Origin of the sequence: Hymenobacter sp. YC55, from assembly GCF_029433095.1 — a bacterium.
Classification (GTDB): domain Bacteria; phylum Bacteroidota; class Bacteroidia; order Cytophagales; family Hymenobacteraceae; genus Hymenobacter.
The window spans coordinates 1,246,136-1,263,706 of sequence record NZ_JARNTX010000002.1; the positions used below are offsets into that span (position 1 = coordinate 1,246,136).

17 protein-coding genes are annotated in these 17,571 nt (G+C 53.5%); 10 read left to right on the forward strand and 7 right to left on the reverse strand.

Going from position 1 to position 17,571, the window contains the following annotated elements; all coding sequences use genetic code 11:
• Positions 1-630: 630 nt before the first annotated feature.
• Positions 631-1,911 (reverse strand): serine--tRNA ligase, encoded by a 1,281-nt coding sequence (gene serS, locus P1X16_RS18470; protein ID WP_277231972.1) that lies wholly within the window; start codon positions 1,909-1,911, stop codon positions 631-633.
• 621 nt (positions 1,912-2,532) lie between these two features.
• On the opposite strand from serS, the gene rho reads away from it, so the two are divergent.
• Together rho and P1X16_RS18480 are read left to right on the forward strand one after the other, a co-directional pair.
• Positions 2,533-4,896, forward strand: coding sequence for a transcription termination factor Rho (gene rho / locus P1X16_RS18475; RefSeq protein ID WP_277231975.1), 2,364 nt, complete (start codon positions 2,533-2,535; stop codon positions 4,894-4,896).
• Positions 4,897-5,051: 155 nt separating this feature from the next.
• Positions 5,052-5,711 (forward strand): DsbA family protein, encoded by a 660-nt coding sequence (locus P1X16_RS18480; protein ID WP_277231977.1) that lies wholly within the window; start codon positions 5,052-5,054, stop codon positions 5,709-5,711.
• Between the two features lie 41 nt (positions 5,712-5,752).
• Here the strand turns inward: P1X16_RS18480 and P1X16_RS18485 are convergent, their stop codons facing one another.
• The 6 genes from P1X16_RS18485 to P1X16_RS18510 form a co-directional block, all read right to left on the reverse strand.
• Positions 5,753-6,814 carry a substrate-binding domain-containing protein gene (locus tag P1X16_RS18485; RefSeq protein ID WP_277231980.1) on the reverse strand — a complete coding sequence of 354 codons (1,062 nt, stop codon included), beginning with the start codon at positions 6,812-6,814 and terminating at the stop codon, positions 5,753-5,755.
• Positions 6,815-7,011: 197 nt separating this feature from the next.
• On the reverse strand, positions 7,012-8,016 hold the full coding sequence (locus tag P1X16_RS18490; protein WP_277231983.1) for an ROK family protein: 1,005 nt from the start codon (positions 8,014-8,016) through the stop codon (positions 7,012-7,014).
• A gap of 725 nt (positions 8,017-8,741) precedes the next feature.
• Positions 8,742-9,365 carry a hypothetical protein gene (locus tag P1X16_RS18495; RefSeq protein ID WP_277231987.1) on the reverse strand — a complete coding sequence of 208 codons (624 nt, stop codon included), beginning with the start codon at positions 9,363-9,365 and terminating at the stop codon, positions 8,742-8,744.
• Positions 9,366-9,447: 82 nt separating this feature from the next.
• Positions 9,448-10,311 carry a UbiA family prenyltransferase gene (locus P1X16_RS18500; protein WP_277231990.1) on the reverse strand — a complete coding sequence of 288 codons (864 nt, stop codon included), beginning with the start codon at positions 10,309-10,311 and terminating at the stop codon, positions 9,448-9,450.
• A gap of 138 nt (positions 10,312-10,449) precedes the next feature.
• Positions 10,450-11,241, reverse strand: coding sequence for a class I SAM-dependent methyltransferase (locus P1X16_RS18505; protein WP_277231993.1), 792 nt, complete (start codon positions 11,239-11,241; stop codon positions 10,450-10,452).
• A gap of 32 nt (positions 11,242-11,273) precedes the next feature.
• On the reverse strand, positions 11,274-11,747 hold the full coding sequence (locus P1X16_RS18510; protein ID WP_277231996.1) for a hypothetical protein: 474 nt from the start codon (positions 11,745-11,747) through the stop codon (positions 11,274-11,276).
• Positions 11,748-12,185: 438 nt separating this feature from the next.
• On the opposite strand from P1X16_RS18510, the gene P1X16_RS18515 reads away from it, so the two are divergent.
• From P1X16_RS18515 to P1X16_RS18550, 8 genes are all read left to right on the forward strand, one after another.
• Complete coding sequence (locus P1X16_RS18515; protein ID WP_277231999.1) at positions 12,186-12,827, forward strand: hypothetical protein; 642 nt, start codon at positions 12,186-12,188, stop codon at positions 12,825-12,827.
• Between the two features lie 138 nt (positions 12,828-12,965).
• The gene (locus P1X16_RS18520; protein ID WP_245119400.1) at positions 12,966-13,259 is read left to right on the forward strand and encodes a transcriptional regulator; all 294 of its coding nucleotides are present in this window, start codon (positions 12,966-12,968) and stop codon (positions 13,257-13,259) included.
• A gap of 89 nt (positions 13,260-13,348) precedes the next feature.
• The gene (locus tag P1X16_RS18525; RefSeq protein WP_277232002.1) at positions 13,349-14,962 is read left to right on the forward strand and encodes a DUF4173 domain-containing protein; all 1,614 of its coding nucleotides are present in this window, start codon (positions 13,349-13,351) and stop codon (positions 14,960-14,962) included.
• 413 nt (positions 14,963-15,375) lie between these two features.
• Positions 15,376-15,615 carry a hypothetical protein gene (locus P1X16_RS18530; RefSeq protein WP_277232005.1) on the forward strand — a complete coding sequence of 80 codons (240 nt, stop codon included), beginning with the start codon at positions 15,376-15,378 and terminating at the stop codon, positions 15,613-15,615.
• 38 nt (positions 15,616-15,653) lie between these two features.
• Positions 15,654-16,178: a hypothetical protein gene (locus P1X16_RS18535; protein WP_277232008.1), complete on the forward strand. Its 525-nt coding sequence runs from the start codon at positions 15,654-15,656 to the stop codon at positions 16,176-16,178.
• Positions 16,179-16,348: 170 nt separating this feature from the next.
• Positions 16,349-16,564, forward strand: coding sequence for a hypothetical protein (locus tag P1X16_RS18540; RefSeq protein ID WP_277232011.1), 216 nt, complete (start codon positions 16,349-16,351; stop codon positions 16,562-16,564).
• A gap of 105 nt (positions 16,565-16,669) precedes the next feature.
• Positions 16,670-17,017: a hypothetical protein gene (locus P1X16_RS18545; protein WP_277232014.1), complete on the forward strand. Its 348-nt coding sequence runs from the start codon at positions 16,670-16,672 to the stop codon at positions 17,015-17,017.
• 39 nt (positions 17,018-17,056) lie between these two features.
• Positions 17,057-17,392 (forward strand): hypothetical protein, encoded by a 336-nt coding sequence (locus P1X16_RS18550; protein ID WP_277232018.1) that lies wholly within the window; start codon positions 17,057-17,059, stop codon positions 17,390-17,392.
• Positions 17,393-17,571: the final 179 nt, after the last annotated feature.

The window sequence follows — 17,571 nt, forward strand, 5'->3', positions numbered from 1 at the left end:
TTTGCAAGCCAATATCTTCTAGAACCGTCCGGTTGCCGGCAAGAATAAGGCTGGCCGAGCGTCGCCGACTAAGACTGATAATTAGTCGCCCCACAGCAATACCGCAACCGACGCCTAACAGTGCCCCAGCGGGCAGCCAAACCAGAGGCCATCCCAATAGCCATCCGCATCCACTACCTACCAGGCCTCCTACAATGCCACCGACAATGGTACCATCCCGCCGAGCATCATCTAAATCTTCCTGTCGAATGGTGATACCAGCCTTGCGAGAGCCCCAAACTGCCCAACTATGGAAATTGGCTCCGGCATCTGGCCCTAGCGCTGCTAGGATAGCTTGTGACAGTAAGTAGTGACAACGTGTAATTAGCAAGTTGGCTAATATAGGATCGGGTTCCCTCAGTGCAGTCTCAATTTCCTGTTGCAAATAGTCGGCATCGGGGACGGTAGTGGGGCTAAGCATAGCAAATAGTACGCTAGGGTAAATGAAAAGAGAGGGTAAGGCAACTCATACTAAATAAGCTCTAGCTCGGCAGTAGGTACGCATTTCGTCGTGGTCAACCACCATCTACATAAGAAAGACCGCCCTAATATGTGGAGCGGTCTTTCTTATTTGCTTCATAGTAAGACTTACTACCCGATCTTGCTGAACCCGCAGTAGGAATGCAGCACCTCGGGCAAATGAATGCTGCCATCCTCTAGTTGGTTGTTTTCTAACAGGGCAGCCACAATGCGGGGCAGGGCCAACGCCGAGCCATTGAGCGTGTGTAGAAGTTGGGTTTTGCCGCCTTCTTCGGGCCGGTAGCGCAGCTTAAGGCGGTTTGCCTGGTAGGTTTCGAAGTTGCTGGCCGAGCTAACTTCCAGCCACCGGCCTTGGGCGGCGCTCCACACTTCCAAGTCGTAGGTAAGGGCCGAAGTGAAGCCCATGTCGCCGCCGCAGAGGCGCAGCACGCGGTAGGGGAGGCCGAGCTTCTGCAGCAAGCCTTCGATGTGCGCTACCATTTCTTCGAGGATGGTGTAGCTCTGCTCGGGCAAGGCAATCTGTACGATTTCCACCTTGTCGAACTGGTGCAGGCGGTTGAGGCCGCGCACATCGGCACCCCACGAGCCCGCCTCACGGCGGAAGCAAGGTGTGTAGCCTACATTCCGGACCGGTAACTTGTCTACCGCCACAATTTCGTCGCGGTAGAGGTTGGTTATTGGTACTTCGGCCGTTGGAATAAGGTAGAGGTTGTCCCGCTCGTCGTGGTACATCTGTCCTTCCTTGTCCGGCAATTGGCCGGTGCCGTAGCCTGAAGCCTCGTTCACCAGAATCGGGGGCTGCACTTCATCGTAGCCGGCAGCGCGGGCTTCGTCCAGGAAAAAGTTGATGAGGGCACGTTGTAGGCGGGCGCCTTGCTTTTTATAGACCGGGAAACCAGCCCCCGTAATCTTGTTGCCCAACTCGAAATCAATGATGTCGTGCTTCTTGATTAGGTCCCAATGCGGCTGGGCCGTAGCGTGCAGTTGGGGGATTTCGCCTACCTCGCGTACCACTTCATTGTCTTGGGCAGAGCGACCCTCGGGCACGCTGCTGTGGGGCAGATTGGGAAGCTTATAGAGCGTTTGCTGCAACGCAATTTCAACTTGCGCCAGCTCGTCGGCGTGGGATTTGGTTTGCTGCTTGAGTTCGGCGGTGCGCACTTTTAGAACTTCTGCACCGGCTTTGTCGCCAGCTTTCATTAAGCCGCCAATCTGACGGGCCAACTCGTTGGCTTCGGCCTGCGCCGCATCATGGGCAGTTTGCAGGTCTTTGCGGCGCTGGTCGAGGCTGAGTATCGCTTGGACGTCAGCTTCCGCCGTTTTGTAATGTTTCTTGGCCAAGCCGGCCAGCACCTGTTCGGGGTGCTCTCTGAGAACGGAAACTTGCAGCATAAGGCAGAAAACACGGATGAAGATCGGCGTAAAAATAGACCCTAGATTTCGCAGATTAAATGCTTCGTGTAGATTACGCTAAATTCAGTCAACCAATCGCCCACTAAGCTGCGTAGACAGAGAAGCTAGCAGCCCGGGGCAGGAATAGGTAAGCTGCCAGAGCACCGCAAATAAGAGGCTGGCCTTAATGCAAACCGGTTTTTATCCGTGCTCTAGGAATTTTCAACGCTATGGGTGGTGGCTCTAAAGGCTGCGTTGCGGTAGCGCTGAGCTAGTTTACTTCTGCCATCCATCTAAATTTCAACGATATCAGCATCCATGACTAATTTTTCTGCGTAAAGGAGCTTATTCTGCAAAATATGCGTTCCGATTTGGCAGTTCATCTGTATTAGATTAACATTGCGCTAACAAGTCGGCAGCTGATGTCGGGTTCTCGGTAGTTTTATAACATCCGGCCCGCGGTTATTTTCCAGCGCTACTCCCGTTACACTCCCTCCGTTTCGTCCTGAAATCTCCGTGCTGTATGCCGCCCTGCGGCTCCGAGGTATTGCCCGATGTTGTTGGCAATGTACCACTGTTGGCGTGCTCCGCTTTTGATTTTTTTCTCCCCTCATTGCCTCTATGTACACTATTGAAGAGTTGAAGGACCGGCTGCTTTCCGACTTAAAGGAAATTGCAGAAGAACTCAACGTCGGTAATTTTAAAAAGCTCAGCAAGCAGGATCTCATCTATAAGATTCTCGATCAGCAAGCCGTTATTCCCGCCGATAAGCTCCCCCCTAAAATTAAGCCCAGCGGCAATGGCAAGGCCCGTTCAGAGCAGCCATTCTCTGATGTAGCAGTTGCCGACGAACCAGTTGTTGCAACCCCTGAAGTAGCCAACCAAGTGGTGGCTGCTGTGCGCTCTGCTGCCCCCGCTCGCGCAACGGCTCCAGCTCGCACTGCCGCCCCTGCTCGAGCAGCAGCTCCGGCTCGGCCAGCCCGCACGAAGGCTGCCCCGGCTCTAGCGCCAGTAGCAGAAGCTGCGCCAGCCCCCGCCGAAGCGCCTGCAGTCGAGGCACCAGTAGCCGTAGAAGCTCGCCCTGAGCCAGAAGCGCCTGCTGCCGTAGCAGCCCCTGATGCACCAGCCGCAGTAGCACCAACGGAAGTGGCCGCGCCAGCCCCCGAAACACCAGCTGAGCGTCCAATCAAGGCATTCCAACGGCCAGAGCGTCGCCCGCGCGAAGCCAATAACCGCGGCAACCGCCCCGCTGCTCCCGAAGCGCCAGTTGAGACAGTTGATGCACCCGCTGCTGACGCCCCCACCTTGGAGGCTGCCGTAGAAAGGGCCCCCTTCTTGCCACCAGCCGCGGCCGAAGTTGCACCGGATGCTCCTGATACAACAGCCGTTGCTACTACGGATGCGCCAGCACCTGTAGCACCACCAGCACCTCGTATCTTCCGGCCTGAGCAGAACGGTAATACGCAGCGCCCGCCGCGCGACCAGCCCCGTGAGCGCGAGTTCCGTGGCGACCGAGACCAAAACCAAACCCCACGTGACCTGCGCGGCGACCAGCCCCGCGAAGCTCGTCCCGCAGTATCGCCCGACGTAGCACGCAACGGTGACGGCCGCAGTGCCGATGGCGTCCGCGACATGCGCGACTATCGGAACGAGCCTCGCACCGGTGACCAGCCACAACGCGACCAAAACCGTTTGCCCCGCGACCCGCAGGCACCCCGCGACCTGCAAGGTCGCCCGGACCGGGAGCAGCGCCGCGAAGACCGGTACGCAGCGCGCGAATTGCAGCGTCAGCAGCGCCAGGAGGCAAACGGCCAAGCTCGCCTTGAAAGCAACAGTCAGCAGCAACAGCCCCGCCCGCGCAACGATTTCGACATTACTATTTCGGGTGAAGGTACCTTGGAAATGATGCCCGATGGCGGTTATGGCTTCCTGCGCAGCCCGTTCTACAACTACATGGCCTCGCCCGACGACATTTATGTGGCGCCGGCACAAGTGAAGCAATTCTCGTTGAAAGCCGGTGATACCGTAAAATGCACGATTCGGCCACCCCGCGAAGGCGAAAAATACTACGCCTTAGTAGGAGTGGACAGCATCAACGGCCGCGCTATGGAAGAAGCCCGCGACCGGGTGCCCTTCAATAGCCTCACGCCTTTGTTTCCCGAGGAGCGCCTGAAGCTAACTACCAAGTCCGGTCTTTACAGCACTCGGATTCTTGACTTGTTCGCCCCCATCGGCAAAGGGCAGCGTGGTTTGATTGTGGCCCAGCCCAAAACGGGTAAGACGGTGTTGTTGCAGGAAATTGCAAATGCTATTTCTGAAAACCACCCTGAGGTGTACCTCATGATCTTACTGATCGATGAGCGCCCCGAAGAAGTAACGGACATGACTCGCTCGGTGAAAGCCGAAGTACTTAGCTCCACCTTCGACGAGACTCCTGACCGACACGTGAAAATCACCAGCATTGCGCTAGACAAAGCCAAGCGCTTGGTGGAATGCGGCCATGACGTTGTGATTCTGCTCGACTCCATCACCCGTTTGGCTCGTGCTTATAACGCTGTGCAGCCTGCTTCTGGTAAGATCCTGTCGGGTGGTGTGGACGCCAATGCCTTGCACAAGCCGAAGCGCTTCTTCGGAGCGGCTCGGAACGTGGAAGATGGCGGTTCATTAACCATCATTGCTACGGCGCTCATCGAAACCGGCTCTAAAATGGACGAGGTTATTTTCGAGGAGTTCAAGGGCACCGGCAACATGGAACTGCAGTTGGACCGTAAGCTGGCCAACAAACGCATCTTCCCAGCTATCGACGTACCCGCATCAGGTACCCGCCGCGAAGACTTGCTGATGAGCAAGGACGAGCTAAGCCGTATTTGGGTGCTTCGTAAGTTTATGGCCGACATGACCCCTTCAGAAGCAATGGAGTTCTTGAAGGACCGCATGAAGGGTACCCGAGACAACTTGGAGTTCTTGGTATCGATGAACGGCTAAAGCCCGTTGCGTATTCTCGTTTGACGCGTCGTGGTGAGCTTGCCGAAGTATTTTGTTGGTATCACAGCCTTTTCTAGATAAAGGGTAATGCACTAACAAGATACTTCGGCAAGCTCACCACGACGTTTTTACTGCTTTCTGTTCCTTTTTCTGCCATGCTACAACCTGCTGCTCCCGACCGTCCCGAACTGCTTTATATTTTCGACCCCTTGTGTGGCTGGTGCTACGGCATGAGCCCGGTGCTAAAGCGAGTACAGCAAGAGTTTGCCGATCAGGTAGACGTATCGGTGCTGTGCGGCGGTATGGTAACAGGCGAGCAAGTAGAGCCAATTGGCAACGCGTGGAGCTATATCAGCGGCTCGTTGCAGCAAGTGGAAAAAGTAACGGGAGTAGAATTTGGTGAGGCTTTCCGAGCCTTAGGGGAGGAGGGAAGCTACGTGCAGGATTCCGAGCCGCCGAGTTGGGCCATAACTGCCTTTCGCCAGCTCAACCAAGCCAATACGGCCAACTTTGCACACGCCGTGCAGTATGCGCATTTCCACGACGGTGCCGACCTGAACGAGCCTCAAACCTATGTGCCGTTGGCAATAGCCAATGGCGTAGATGGCGCGGAATTCTTACGCCGCCTAGCATTGCCCGAAACCGCAACGGCCACTCGGCAGGAATTTGCGGCGGTAACTAAAATCGGCGTTCAGGGTTTTCCAACCGTAATTTTACGCGTAGGCAGCCAAGGCTATGTACTGACCCGCGGCTATCAGCCCTACGATGTATTTGCTGACTCTTTGCGGCAGGCGCTGGAGCAAATTCAGTTATAACCCGCTCCTTTGTACGCTCGACTGCCTAAAAGAAAACAGCGCTATTTGGTGGCTTCGGGCAATTGAACTTCACTACGGACAGATGATTGACGAACAATCAAGGAAGTGGGCAGCACAACAGTTTGCTGCGTGGTCGTCTGCCTGTCGTTGTGATGTTTAAGCTCGTTCAAGAGAATGTCGATGACGTTCTTGGCAATGTTTTCCACCGGCTGCGCAATAACCGTGATGGCTGGCGTATAGAGGCGAAACAGGTCGTGGTCGTCGTAGGAAACAATAGCCAAGTCTTCGGGAATTCGCAGCTTCTGCTGTGTAATAACTTCGAGCCCGTAGATGCTCAGGTAGTTAGTGGAAAAGATAATAGCGTCACAATCCCGATTTTCGCGAATGAAGCTGTGGATTTCCTCTAAGATGTTTTCGGGGTGTGTGGTGTCTACCCGCTTTATGCGTTGGGGGCGGCCATGTTCTTGCAAGGCTTGCACGTAACCCTCCAAGCGCGCTTCCATCTGTGTCTGTGTGGAGCCAGTCGTAACAAAGGCGATATTATTAAAGCCTTGTTCAAGCAAGTGTTGCGTGGCCTCATACATGCCTTTAGCTCCATCTACTACAATGTAATTGGTAGTCAATTCGGGCAGGTACCGGTCGAAGAGCACGACCGGAATGTTCTCGTGCAGGATAGTGCTTATTTGATCCTCAAGGCCTTCAGACGGCACTATGATGTACCCATCAACGTGCCGGTCTTGGAACATAGAAATCAGTTCTTTGGCCTTGGTGGTATCGTTATCGGTGCTGCAATAAATGATTCGATACCCCCGCTCGAAAGCTTGCTTCTCGATCAGCCAAGCAACAGTAGCAAAGAAGGGATTGGAAATATCTTCCACCACCAAGCCAATTACGTGCGTTTTGCCGGTGCGCAGGCTTTTGGCCAAATGATTGGGCTTATAGCCCACTTCCTCGACGTAAGCTAGCACCCGTTGCGCTAACGCGTCGCTAATACGGCTCTGCTTGGCTTTTCCGTTGAGTACTAATGAAACTGTTGCAATGGACACATCTAGGTGGCGGGCAATATCGTGGATCAAAGTCCGCTTCTTCACCTTACTGCTCATGTTAGGACGGCTGAGTGATAATCTTCAAAAGTAAAACAATTACGGCAAGGGTCTTCAAGCAGTAGGAATAATGCCCTCACAGTAATTTTATGTCTTAGAAGCTTTTATATCACTTATGGCCCTCAGAACTCTGATGCTCGGTAAAAAATACCTGGCTGCTAGCTTATGTAATAATGGGAGTTTTTGGCGTGAAATTGTTAGGCAACCAAATACGCGGCACCAAATACGCCAGCGCTGTCGCCTAGCATAGGCTTCACGACGGGGGCCGCAAACTGCTGATCAATGATGTACTGCTTGATATTAGCGACGCCAGTGGTATAAAGTTCTGGAATGTTGCCGACCCCGCCCCCAATCACAATTACCTCCGGGTCGAGTATGTTTACGAGGGTGCTCAAGGCCAAGCCAAAATAGTGTGTTAGCCGGTCCAGCGTCTGCACCGCAGCCGGATCAGTGCCCGCGCTAGCCCGCTGCATGATATCCTTGAGGGGCAACTTCTCACCACTCTTTTCAGTGTAGAAGCGCTCCAAGGCCGGACCTGCCAATATACTTTCGATGCAGCCTGTTTTACCGCAAAAGCAGGTTTTGCCTTCTGTTTCGCCCAAATAGTTGTGGCCCCATTCCCCGGCAATGCCGTGGAAGCCTTCAATTACTTGCCCATTCACAATGAGCCCGCCCCCCACACCAGTGCCCAGAATGATACCAAACACCACTCTTGCTTCAGGAAACTGCTCTTTCACTACGCCCAAGCGGGTTTCAGATAAAGCAAAACAGTTTGCATCGTTGGCAATAACTACCTGCTGGTTTAGTAACTGCTCCAGGTCTGCTTTCAAAGGGCGCCCATTCAGGGCCGTCGTGTTACAGTTCTTCATCAGCCCCGATTTCGGAATCATGGTTCCTGGGGTGCCAATACCGATCTTGTCGGGCCGGTAGCCTGCTTCCTTTTCCATCCGCTCGACCAGCAACTGCACTTGCCGAAGCATGTGTTCATATCCTTGGCTAGCTTCGGTAGGCACTCGGTCACGAAACAACACCTCTGGTTCCGCTGCCGACCGCAAAATCACTCCTTCAATCTTGGTGCCGCCTAGGTCTAACCCCCACAGATTCTGGCTTTTGTTGAAGTGGGGTGCTGTCTGCTCACTCGGTGCAACAAGCGTTTGTTGCTTTGTAGGTAGCACTGAGGCTGCGGTAGTATACTCTCTCATGTTGTCGGCTCTAGGGCTGAAGGCCATTCACCTCCGTAAAGTGTCTAAACGATGAGGTGTCGGCTAATTCGTTCTAGTGATTGTGAATAGAAGGCGTAGTGAATACCTTCTTATTGGACTGATGTTACTTGTTTGCTTACTAAATTTTTAAATAGCTAAGAAGTTATTGCGGCACTGTTGCATAGTAGTAACGGGTAAAGATTGATAGTTATTTTACTCATTATCAGATCATTATTCATTAGCAAGCTGTCCGGTTTCTTTGCAAATAGGTGTTATAATTGCTAAAAGCTTTTAGCTTGGCTTGGCAATATAAGAACGCCTATTTGGCTTACCAATGATTTCCCTTTTTGGGCTTTAGTTGCATCTACTACAGTAACATGCAAATCAAGCGAAGTAGGTTATGGGATGTCCACGAACCGACATTTTCTGTTGGCACGATGAAGCCAAGCACGTATTTAACGCGCTTATCTACAGCATTACAGCGTTGGAAATAAAGACAGTGCTGCCAGCCCGTCAACGAGCAGACTAAACAGGGCTGCGCCTAGCTCGCATGCAGGTTGGACGAGTTTCACGCTCTGTTAGTCTTGAAGGTGATATTGTTACTTATCGACGACTATGACTCTATCGCATACCACTTGATTCATAAAACCAGTAGGCGCGAATAAAGCTAGTTGATATAGTGTCCGAGCTTTTGAAGGTCTGCTCGCAGCCGAACTTTTATACTATTAGCTACCGCCGCCGGGTAGATGTACTACTTGCTTGGTGCGCGGAGCCCAGGCAATGCGACGACGGTCTTCTTTGCCAACCAAATACGTGAAGCTAACAGCGTCTGGTCGCTTAAGTAGGTCGTCCCAGGTAGCGCGGTCGATGGTGCCATCCGTTGGGTAGGAGTCCTTGGCTGTAAGAGCAGGGGTGCTAAAATTCTTATCGCTGAAAAACTCATCCATGCGGCGACGAATGTAGGCTTCGCGCTCGGCGGCGGATGCAGTAGGAGTTTTCATTTCGTACACCATGGCCGCTTCCAAAGCTTCTGCGGCTAGCATTTCGCGGAAGATGACCTGCCCATTGCTATCGGTGATAGTGAAAGTGGCCTCACCGGTTAGTGCATCCTTGCCGCGCATTACCAGCCGGAACTCGTCGGGGGAACCAGGAGCAGAGAAAATGTGACGCTTAGTTACTGTCTTTAAGGTGTCGGACTGCGCGTTGGCGGCTGTGGCACGCGTCGTATCCATCGGCTCTAACTGAGTTGCAGTGTCGGCCGTGGATGTGGTGGTAGAGGCCTGCCGTGTATCGGGGGTGGAACAGGCAGCAACGAATCCGAGCAGAAAAAGCAATAAGGTGGAGCGCATGGTCATAGATACAATGGTAAGTGCCGACAATACGCGGTTTTGGGAGGTACTGTTTAGTTACAGGGTTACGGCTAGCACACAGTTACCACCACAGCATCAGGGCAAACGCTAAACTCATACACAACGACGAAACTTGGTTCATGCGCATCGTGTGCTCGAAATCGGCCGCCGCAGGATTTCGCCAAACGGCATAAGCCCATTGCCCAAACAACGCTACTACTGGACCCGTAGCCACCAGAAAAATCAGGAGGTGGCGGGACTCGCCGCGAAGCCAGAGCGTGTATGCCAGCAAAGCTGCGCCTGCCAACAACCCAACGGCGGCAAACACAAAGGTACCCCGGATGCCGAGCCGTAAGCTCAGGGTTTGGTCGCCGCGGCGCGCGTCTTCCTGGTGTTGGTAGACCTGCGTGAGCGGATAGGAGCCGCACAAAAACAAGCTGCTGACAGTGGCTAGCAGCAGGTTCGTTTTATCGAGAAGAGCAGACTCCGTAGCGCCGACGCCTACTTGGGTCATCAGAAACGTGAAAGCTCCCTGGAACACTACGACCACCGCCGTGCTCAGCAGCGGATACTTTTTGAGCCGAATACCCTCGTAGCTATACGCCTTCGATACTAGCAGGTACACGGTTACCATCAGCCCAAACAATGGGCTTAGCAGCACCGCGCTAATTACGGCCAACGCATCGAACAGATACACCAAGTGCAGCAATTCCTGCGAGACTTTGGGAGGATGCTTAAGGCCCCCGATGCTGCCTTCGTCTCGGTCGTAGTAGGAGTTGTAGCCATTGGAAGCCGGATACGCCAATAAGTGCAGTACTACAAACACGCCTACCGCCCGGCTTACGCTCAGGGGCTGGCGCAGGGCGCTAAGCCCAAACCAGTACACCGGCATCAGGTAAACAGAAAATGGAATGCGCAGCAGCAAAAGCGCGCGACGGTAAGACATTTTACAATTGCGGGTTTCGGTTCGCTTTTTTCTAGTCGAGGACAAGGTACGGGTTAGGCTCAGAACACAGCCGGGCGCAATCGCTGGAAAGAGCTTATCCATAGCACCCAGCAGACCATTGCCCGGTTGGCAGTTGTCTTAGCGCCTAGCGCGCGGCACCCCAATCAGGTAAGTTACCTCGGGCCCCCACCAATGCCGCACCTTGCCGGCCTGCCACTTGAAAGTGCCCTGTGGATCGGCACGGTGAGCTAGGGCCAGAAGCTGCGCTGGCGGGTACATCCGCAGAATAGAAACTGTGCCGTCCCAGATGGTGAAGAGCGGAATGAGCGGCACCAGATACGTGAAAAACAATCTACTTAGGCGAAACGGCTGCATGAAAGGAGTGAACAGCAACTGCGCTACGGGCAGCACGGTCCAGGCCAAGAAGATTTCCAGCCAGTGTTTTCCAGCCCCTTCAAACACGCCAATACCTGCCTTCTGTCGAACGGCATCAGCGAGTATTGCCTCGGCCAACGGTGGCGGGAAATGGTGAAAAGCCGAGAATATGGCGCGAAACCCGGCAAGAGTTGGCGGGACGGCCGTGGCATCAACGGGAGAAGCCTCGTAGGCTAGACCGGGGGTGCGGGCGGCTAGCAACTGCCACGCGGCGGGCTGCGGGTACAAGTCGGTGAGGGTGATGCGAGCCGTGGGCAAGCCTATTGTGTGCAGGCGGCGCAAAACCCCTTCGGTGCCCCCACCAGCACCGGCCCCTAGCTCTAAGAGGTCCGATGTTCCAGCTTGCGTCATGGCATCACGTAGCCGCGGCACTATGGGCTGATAGGTGCCTAGCAGCGAAATCATGAAGCGTAGGTAGTCCATCATTCCCGCCCGGATGACGCGCGGAAACCAAGGCAAATCTTCGAATTCGAATAGCTGGAGGCGAATTTTCACCTGCCTAAGTACGCATAAACAGCTGTAAACGGCTATTCGCTAAGGCGCATGTGCCCGGTACGCCCAGTACGTTTTTTCGTCAGCAAAGCAGCAGTCGAAGTTTGGCCACCTGGGCTATAGAGCCAAAGCACCGTCAGCACCCCCGCCACCAAATACGGAAACGACATTTCCAGCAGCCCAAAGAAAGTGGCAAAAGGCAGCAGCAGATGCAATACCTCGTTGGCCAGCAGAAAAAATAGCAACACCCCAACCAAAGCCATCGAGCGACGCGGCCAAGCCGCACAAATCTTTCCCAGGACCGCGAAAAACGGCATAGCCAATGGCACCAGAGGTAAGGTTATTATAGCTGCGAGCAGTCCAGCCGCTACGGCAATGGTGCTGTCGTTGAGCCGGTGCGTGAGAGCAAACCCAATACCTAGCAACAATGTGCCGCCGAGGTTGCTGAGTAGCCACAATATCAGCGTCCGGGCGATAGTGGATTGGACCGAGGAATACGATTTTAGCATAGAAGTAAAGAACTGGTAGTAGAGTAGGGTATGTAACAGTGCTAGCAAGCACATAAGTGAGTTGACAGGGGAGGCAAATCAGCGAGTATTTACGGTCTAGGGCTTTGCTCCAGGTTGCTTGAAACCGAACTTGTTTGGGAAAACAGGCTTCCATTTTGGCGCGCTACAACCAAAGATTTTCCCGATTTGAGGTGGCTTACTCGTTAGTTGATGCACATAGACGCATGTACAGCTTACCATGCCCATCAGCTGGAGCCTCGCTAAAGAAGCATGCAACAAGGCTAGCCGTGGTGCAAAATGCTCTTATAGAAAGCCATAGTTCTGGCACCCGATTTCAGGATCTAAGGGTGGTCACTATATGCAGTAGAAAAAAAGTATAGAACTACTTGTAAAGTCTAAGAAGATTGTTGTGCTTTGCAATACAAAGTGCTTTTAAATATGACAAAGCCTGCCGTTGACCCGTTAGCCCAACTTACTGAGATTCGCTCCATCATGGAGCGTTCGTCACGCTTCATCTCGTTAAGTGGCCTTTCCGGGGTTGGGGCCGGTGTCGTGGCCTTAGCTGGTTCTGGTTTAGGGCACTGGTACCTGAATCGGGAGTACGGCTACCTAGGCTACATGCGGTTGCTCCAAAGCACGCCGAGCGAGCGGGAACTTGTGCTGCCGTTTCTGCTGCTATTATCGGGAGGTATGATAGCCGCGGCGCTGGCCGTAGCCACTTTCTTCACCGCCCGCCGTGCTCGTAAAGCCAACCAACCCCTTTGGAGTGCCTTGGGGCGTCGACTAGCCATCAGCTTGATAATCCCGCTGGTGGCGGGCGGTTTGTTCTGCCTAGCGCTGTTTCTGCGCGGCGCCGTAAGCTTGGTGGTGCCGGGGCTGCTGCTATTCTACGGTTTGGCGCTCCTCAATGCCAGCAAGTACACGCTAGACGAAATTAGGTTGCTAGGGCTCACGCAAATAGCGCTCGGGTTGATATCTGTTTTGCTGCCTGGGTCCGGATTGCTGTTCTTTGCCCTTGGATTCGGGCTAGGGCACATTGGGTACGGGCTGCTGATGTACAACCGGTATGAGCGGCAATAACATCAGTAGCATACTAGTTGCTCCTTAAAGCCACCAAAAACTGCCTCCGAAGCGTAGTAAGGCCTTCATACAAATGAATTCTTGTCCTGATTGGGAGAGGGCCGTAAGTAAAACACAGAGTAGGGTAGCCGCAAGCCGTTGAAACACCTAATTCATACGCTCAATAAAGCATTTGACCACCGCGTACGGCTGGGCGTAATGGCCGTGCTCATGGCCAACGACGGCGTAAGCTTTACGGAACTCAAAGAAGCACTCGACCTGACCGATGGCAACTTGGCCAGTCACGTGTCGGCGCTGGAAAAAGCGGGCTACGTGCAGGTGGCCAAGCAATTTGTAGGCAAGAAGCCCAACACAACCTATACCGCGTCGTCGGAAGGCAAACAGGCTTTTCAAGACCACTTAGCGGCCTTGGAAAAACTCTTGCGCGGGTAGCACCTATTTTTTTGCGCATAAACTTTGAAATACAAAGTACTTTTTAATCATAAATACACTTACTGAAATACGCTTAACTGCAACCACCTATGGATACCTCTTTGCCTTTACCGAGCGCCCAGCTCGGGGCCTCCTCAGCGCCACGTCTGACCCTCACAACATTGCAGAAAGTGGCGTTGCCAGTCGGAGCCATCGTATTTGATTTGCTGTTCTGGCGCGAGCGGGCTGCCCTCAACATGCTGCTCTACACGCTGTTTGTAGTAGTTGCTGTACTGCTCACTCTGCCCCGGCACGCGCCTCAGTGGCGCTCTGGCTACTTCCGACTGACATTGCTCGGGACGCTACTAAGTGCGGTGATGGTGGCGTGGTACGGGTCGGGAGCAGCTCAGTTGGCGTGTGTGGCTTCCTTGGCAGTATGGCTCGGCTACGTCAACCAACCTCACCTGAAGCTGGTAAGTAACGCCCTGCTGACGGCGCTCAACAGTGCTTTACAGGTGGTACCCAAGCTGGCAAGCTTGATGCGCCTGCCCAACAACATGGGCAGCCAAATGGGACGCACTTGGTTCTATGGTCGTCTGCTTGGGGTGCCGCTCTTGGCCTTGGCTGTATTCCACATCTTGTTTGTAATAGCCAACCCGGTGTATAGCGACCTGGTTAGCCATGTGCTGGACACGATAGGGGAGTGGCTGGCCAGTTTGTTCGAGGACATTTCTATCCTGCACATTTTGTTCTTCCTAATGGGGCTAGTCCTGACCGGGGCCGCACTGGTGCTAGTACCTGTGCATTACTTCATTGACCAAGAGTCGCGCCTAGGGGAATTTATTGTGCGGCAGCGGGACCGGGTGGCCTCATTCGCCGTGCGCCGCCCCGACTTCCGGCCCCAGAGTTTCCGGGCCCTCGACTTGCGCAAAGAGTATCTCGTTGCCCTGAGTTTGCTGAGTCTGGTGAACATGCTGCTGCTGGTCGTCAACGTTATCGACATCAACTGGATCTGGTTCGGCTTTAAGCCTACCTCCAACTTCAACCTCACGCAGTTCGTGCACGAGGGTACCTACGTGCTGATTTTGAGTATTCTGGTGGCCATGGGCATTGTGCTGTGGTTTTTCCGCCGCAACCTCAACTTCTACCAGAAAGGTCTGCCGGTGTTGCGCTGGCTTGCTACGGTGTGGGTATTGCAAAACGTGGTGCTGGCCGTGTCAGTAGGACTGCGCAATTACTATTACATTCTATACACGGGCTTGGCCTATAAGCGCATTGGCGTGTATGGTTTCCTGCTGCTGACCTTATTTGGCTTAGTCACCGTGTTGCTCAAAATCTGGCAGCGGCGCTCCACGTACTCCTTGGTGCGCCTCAACGCCCTGGCCGCCTACGCGCTTATGGTGGGGTTGGCTTGCGGCAACTGGGAAATCTGGATTGCGCGCTACAACCTGCGCCCGGAGTTGCAGGTGCTCGACTACGGTTTCCTACTTGATATGCCCGACCGAGTGCTTCCCATATTGGCCGCCAACCAAGATGTACTGCCGAAGCGCCAGTTGGTACACGAAACCTACAGCGGTGCCTGGACCAAACTCGAACCTATTGATGCTACCCAAGAACTTCAGCAGCGGCTACGAGAGTTCAAGGCGCTGCAAGCTGCGCGCCACTGGCCCAGCTACACCTACGCCGACTGGCAGGCCTACCAGGAGTTGAACGGTCATGAGTAGTCCATTCGGAAAACCACTAAGTCTGAATCAGTGGTTGGTTTCGAGTGGATGCTGGCTAGTCAGTTGCGCGTCTGGGTGGCTGTGCATTCTATACGGCCTGTTCTATCAATTGCCGGCGGCCGCGTCAAGCAACGCATTCAAGGAAGTCTTCTTTTTCATCAGTTCCTTGGTCATTCACGGCCTAATCTGGAAGCATGTAGTAGACAAGGGCTTAGGCTTGCTCTACGCGAAGCCAGATCTTCTAAAAGGGGTTGGAATAGTAGCCCTTTTCTGGTGGATTGTGCTGTTCTTTTTTCAAGCACTCTGTTCAGTAGTGCTTCTGTTGTGGCTGCTGTTGCTACTGTTCTCGCCGGATAGATACTGGCATTGAAATGTGGTTCAGCTAGGAACTTACCTTAATCATTCCTTCTACAATGCTTATCCAATTCTCCCTCACCATTGTGGGGCTGCTTGTTTGTGTCGGCGACGTAGCGGCGCTAGCCACCTTGCTTACATGGCAGGAACGTGCCGCCGACCCTATTTCGCGCCGCCAACGCCTGCTGACGGCCGTGCTGCCCGTCAGCAGCCTACTGCTGCTGTTGCTGCTAGGCGCCGTGTTTTTCCTGATGATGCTTTGGTCGCCACAGGGGTTTGAGGCGCTACTCGGCAAGTAGCCGGCCTTCTCACTTCACATTTTCAAAATGTCACTTCTATGAACGCTATTCTGCAACCTGCCCGATTGAACCTATACCAGCGCTTTGCTCGCAAGACCATTGAGCACGCCAAAACTTCTTTTCTGATTCCGATTTTCTGGCGGGTCTATGGTGCGCAGAATATCCAAAATCAATCAGAGTACTTGCAGAGCTTACCTTCTGGCACCTTGGGTCGTGGAGTGGCCGATATTCTGCACCAGCACAAGTTGCAGCTGATTCCGCACTACGAAAACCATGACCTCAAGCATGTGCTGCTCGACTACAATATGACCCCTGAAGACGAGTTATTGCTCAGGGCCTTTATGCTTGGCAACGGCGACTATTCTATAACGTGTATCGGCTTTCTGGCTTTTGCTCTGCTAACGCCTGAGTTGTGGCCCCAACTCAGAACCCACTTCCGGCGGGGCCGTCGTACTAGTTGTGTTCTGCACTGGTCTCTGACAAAATACGCTTCGCAGAACGTGGAAGCACTGCGCCAAGAAATTGGGTTCTACCAGGCAATAAAAGCTGAGCAATACGCATGAGCTTGCATGAGGTTCTGTCTCCACCCGAAGTTACCCGTACCGAGCGGCTCTTTCGATGGGTTGTGGCATTGGGTGGGCTAAGCTGGCTAAGTAGCTTATGCCTGTTTAGCCTGTGGCGCTATTTCCCGTTAGGAAGCTACTTGATTGGTGCAATAGGGATAAGTTGTCAGGTGCTCTTCACGTTCCTGGCGTGGCGACTACTCTGGCGCGCTGGCAAGCAACTTGAGAATAATAATGGAAAACGACGTCTGCTAAAGCTGTCGGGGCTGGTGTTTCTGCTGTTTGGCGTGGCCCAGGTGCTTATACCGGTGCTGATACTACTGTTCCTGCTATTCGTGCCCATGGACTTCCCGCCTCGGACCGACGGCGACAGCTTCTTTGGTTAAAACACGATTTCAGCAACCAGCATGCTGCCAAGTTTTACCCGCAATCAAAGACTTTCTGTTATGGAAATCGAGTCGAAAACTATAGTTAGCCACCAACGCGTAACAATGGATTTGCCCTCAAGCGGGCGGGCGTTAGCCATTCTTATAGCCGTGTGCGCCGTGCTGTGGGTGTGGTGGATGCTGCCGCAATTTTGGCCACAGCTACATACCGGCGGGTTCGACGAGTTATTCACGTGGCTACAAGTGGCATTGCCACTCGGTAATGGGGTAGTGCTGTGGTGGGTAACAAGGCCCATGTGGCAAAGTCCCCGCCTTAGTAAGCAGGAAGAACTCAAGCGCGGCTTTGTGCTACTGTTGAGCGTGCTGTTTCACTTAGCTTCTCTTGTTCTGGTCGCAGGTGTAATTATGCTGTTCAGCGGCGCTGGCGTCGGCGGATCAGGTGGTGTCGAGTAAGAGGGTTTATCATCTCATGTTTATTCCTATCAGCATATAATGAGTGAACTTCAAGCCTTTGCCGCTCGCGCCTTGCGCCAATTGCCTACTTCTTTGTGGTGGGTACTCGCACTGCTGGTGGGTGCTATTATGAGCATCAAGTTGGAAAAAGAGCTGTTCCCACATACGCCTGGCGCCACAACGGTAGCCGACTGGATAGTTATGCTTTGCCTTGTGGCCTTGCCGCCAATAGGTATTATATGGCTGTGGCAAGTGGCCATGCATATGCAGCATCCCGGTTGGCGCTTGCTGTGGCACCTGGCAGCTATTGGAGCCACTGCAATAGGTATAGTAGCAGCGTGGATGCTTCTACTTTGGGTGTTGATGTGGGATTGAGAATTCTAGAATATGTATGGCGCGCTAGCACACTGCGCGAGGCTATGGTTTCGTTGGAAGCTGTATAGAAACCAGACCGAATGCTAGAATGGTAAAAGTCTGCTTGCCAGAACTATAGCATTTGATAACGGGTTGAGTAATATGGCAAAACAACAAAAACGGCAGGCCGGCCCGCGCCT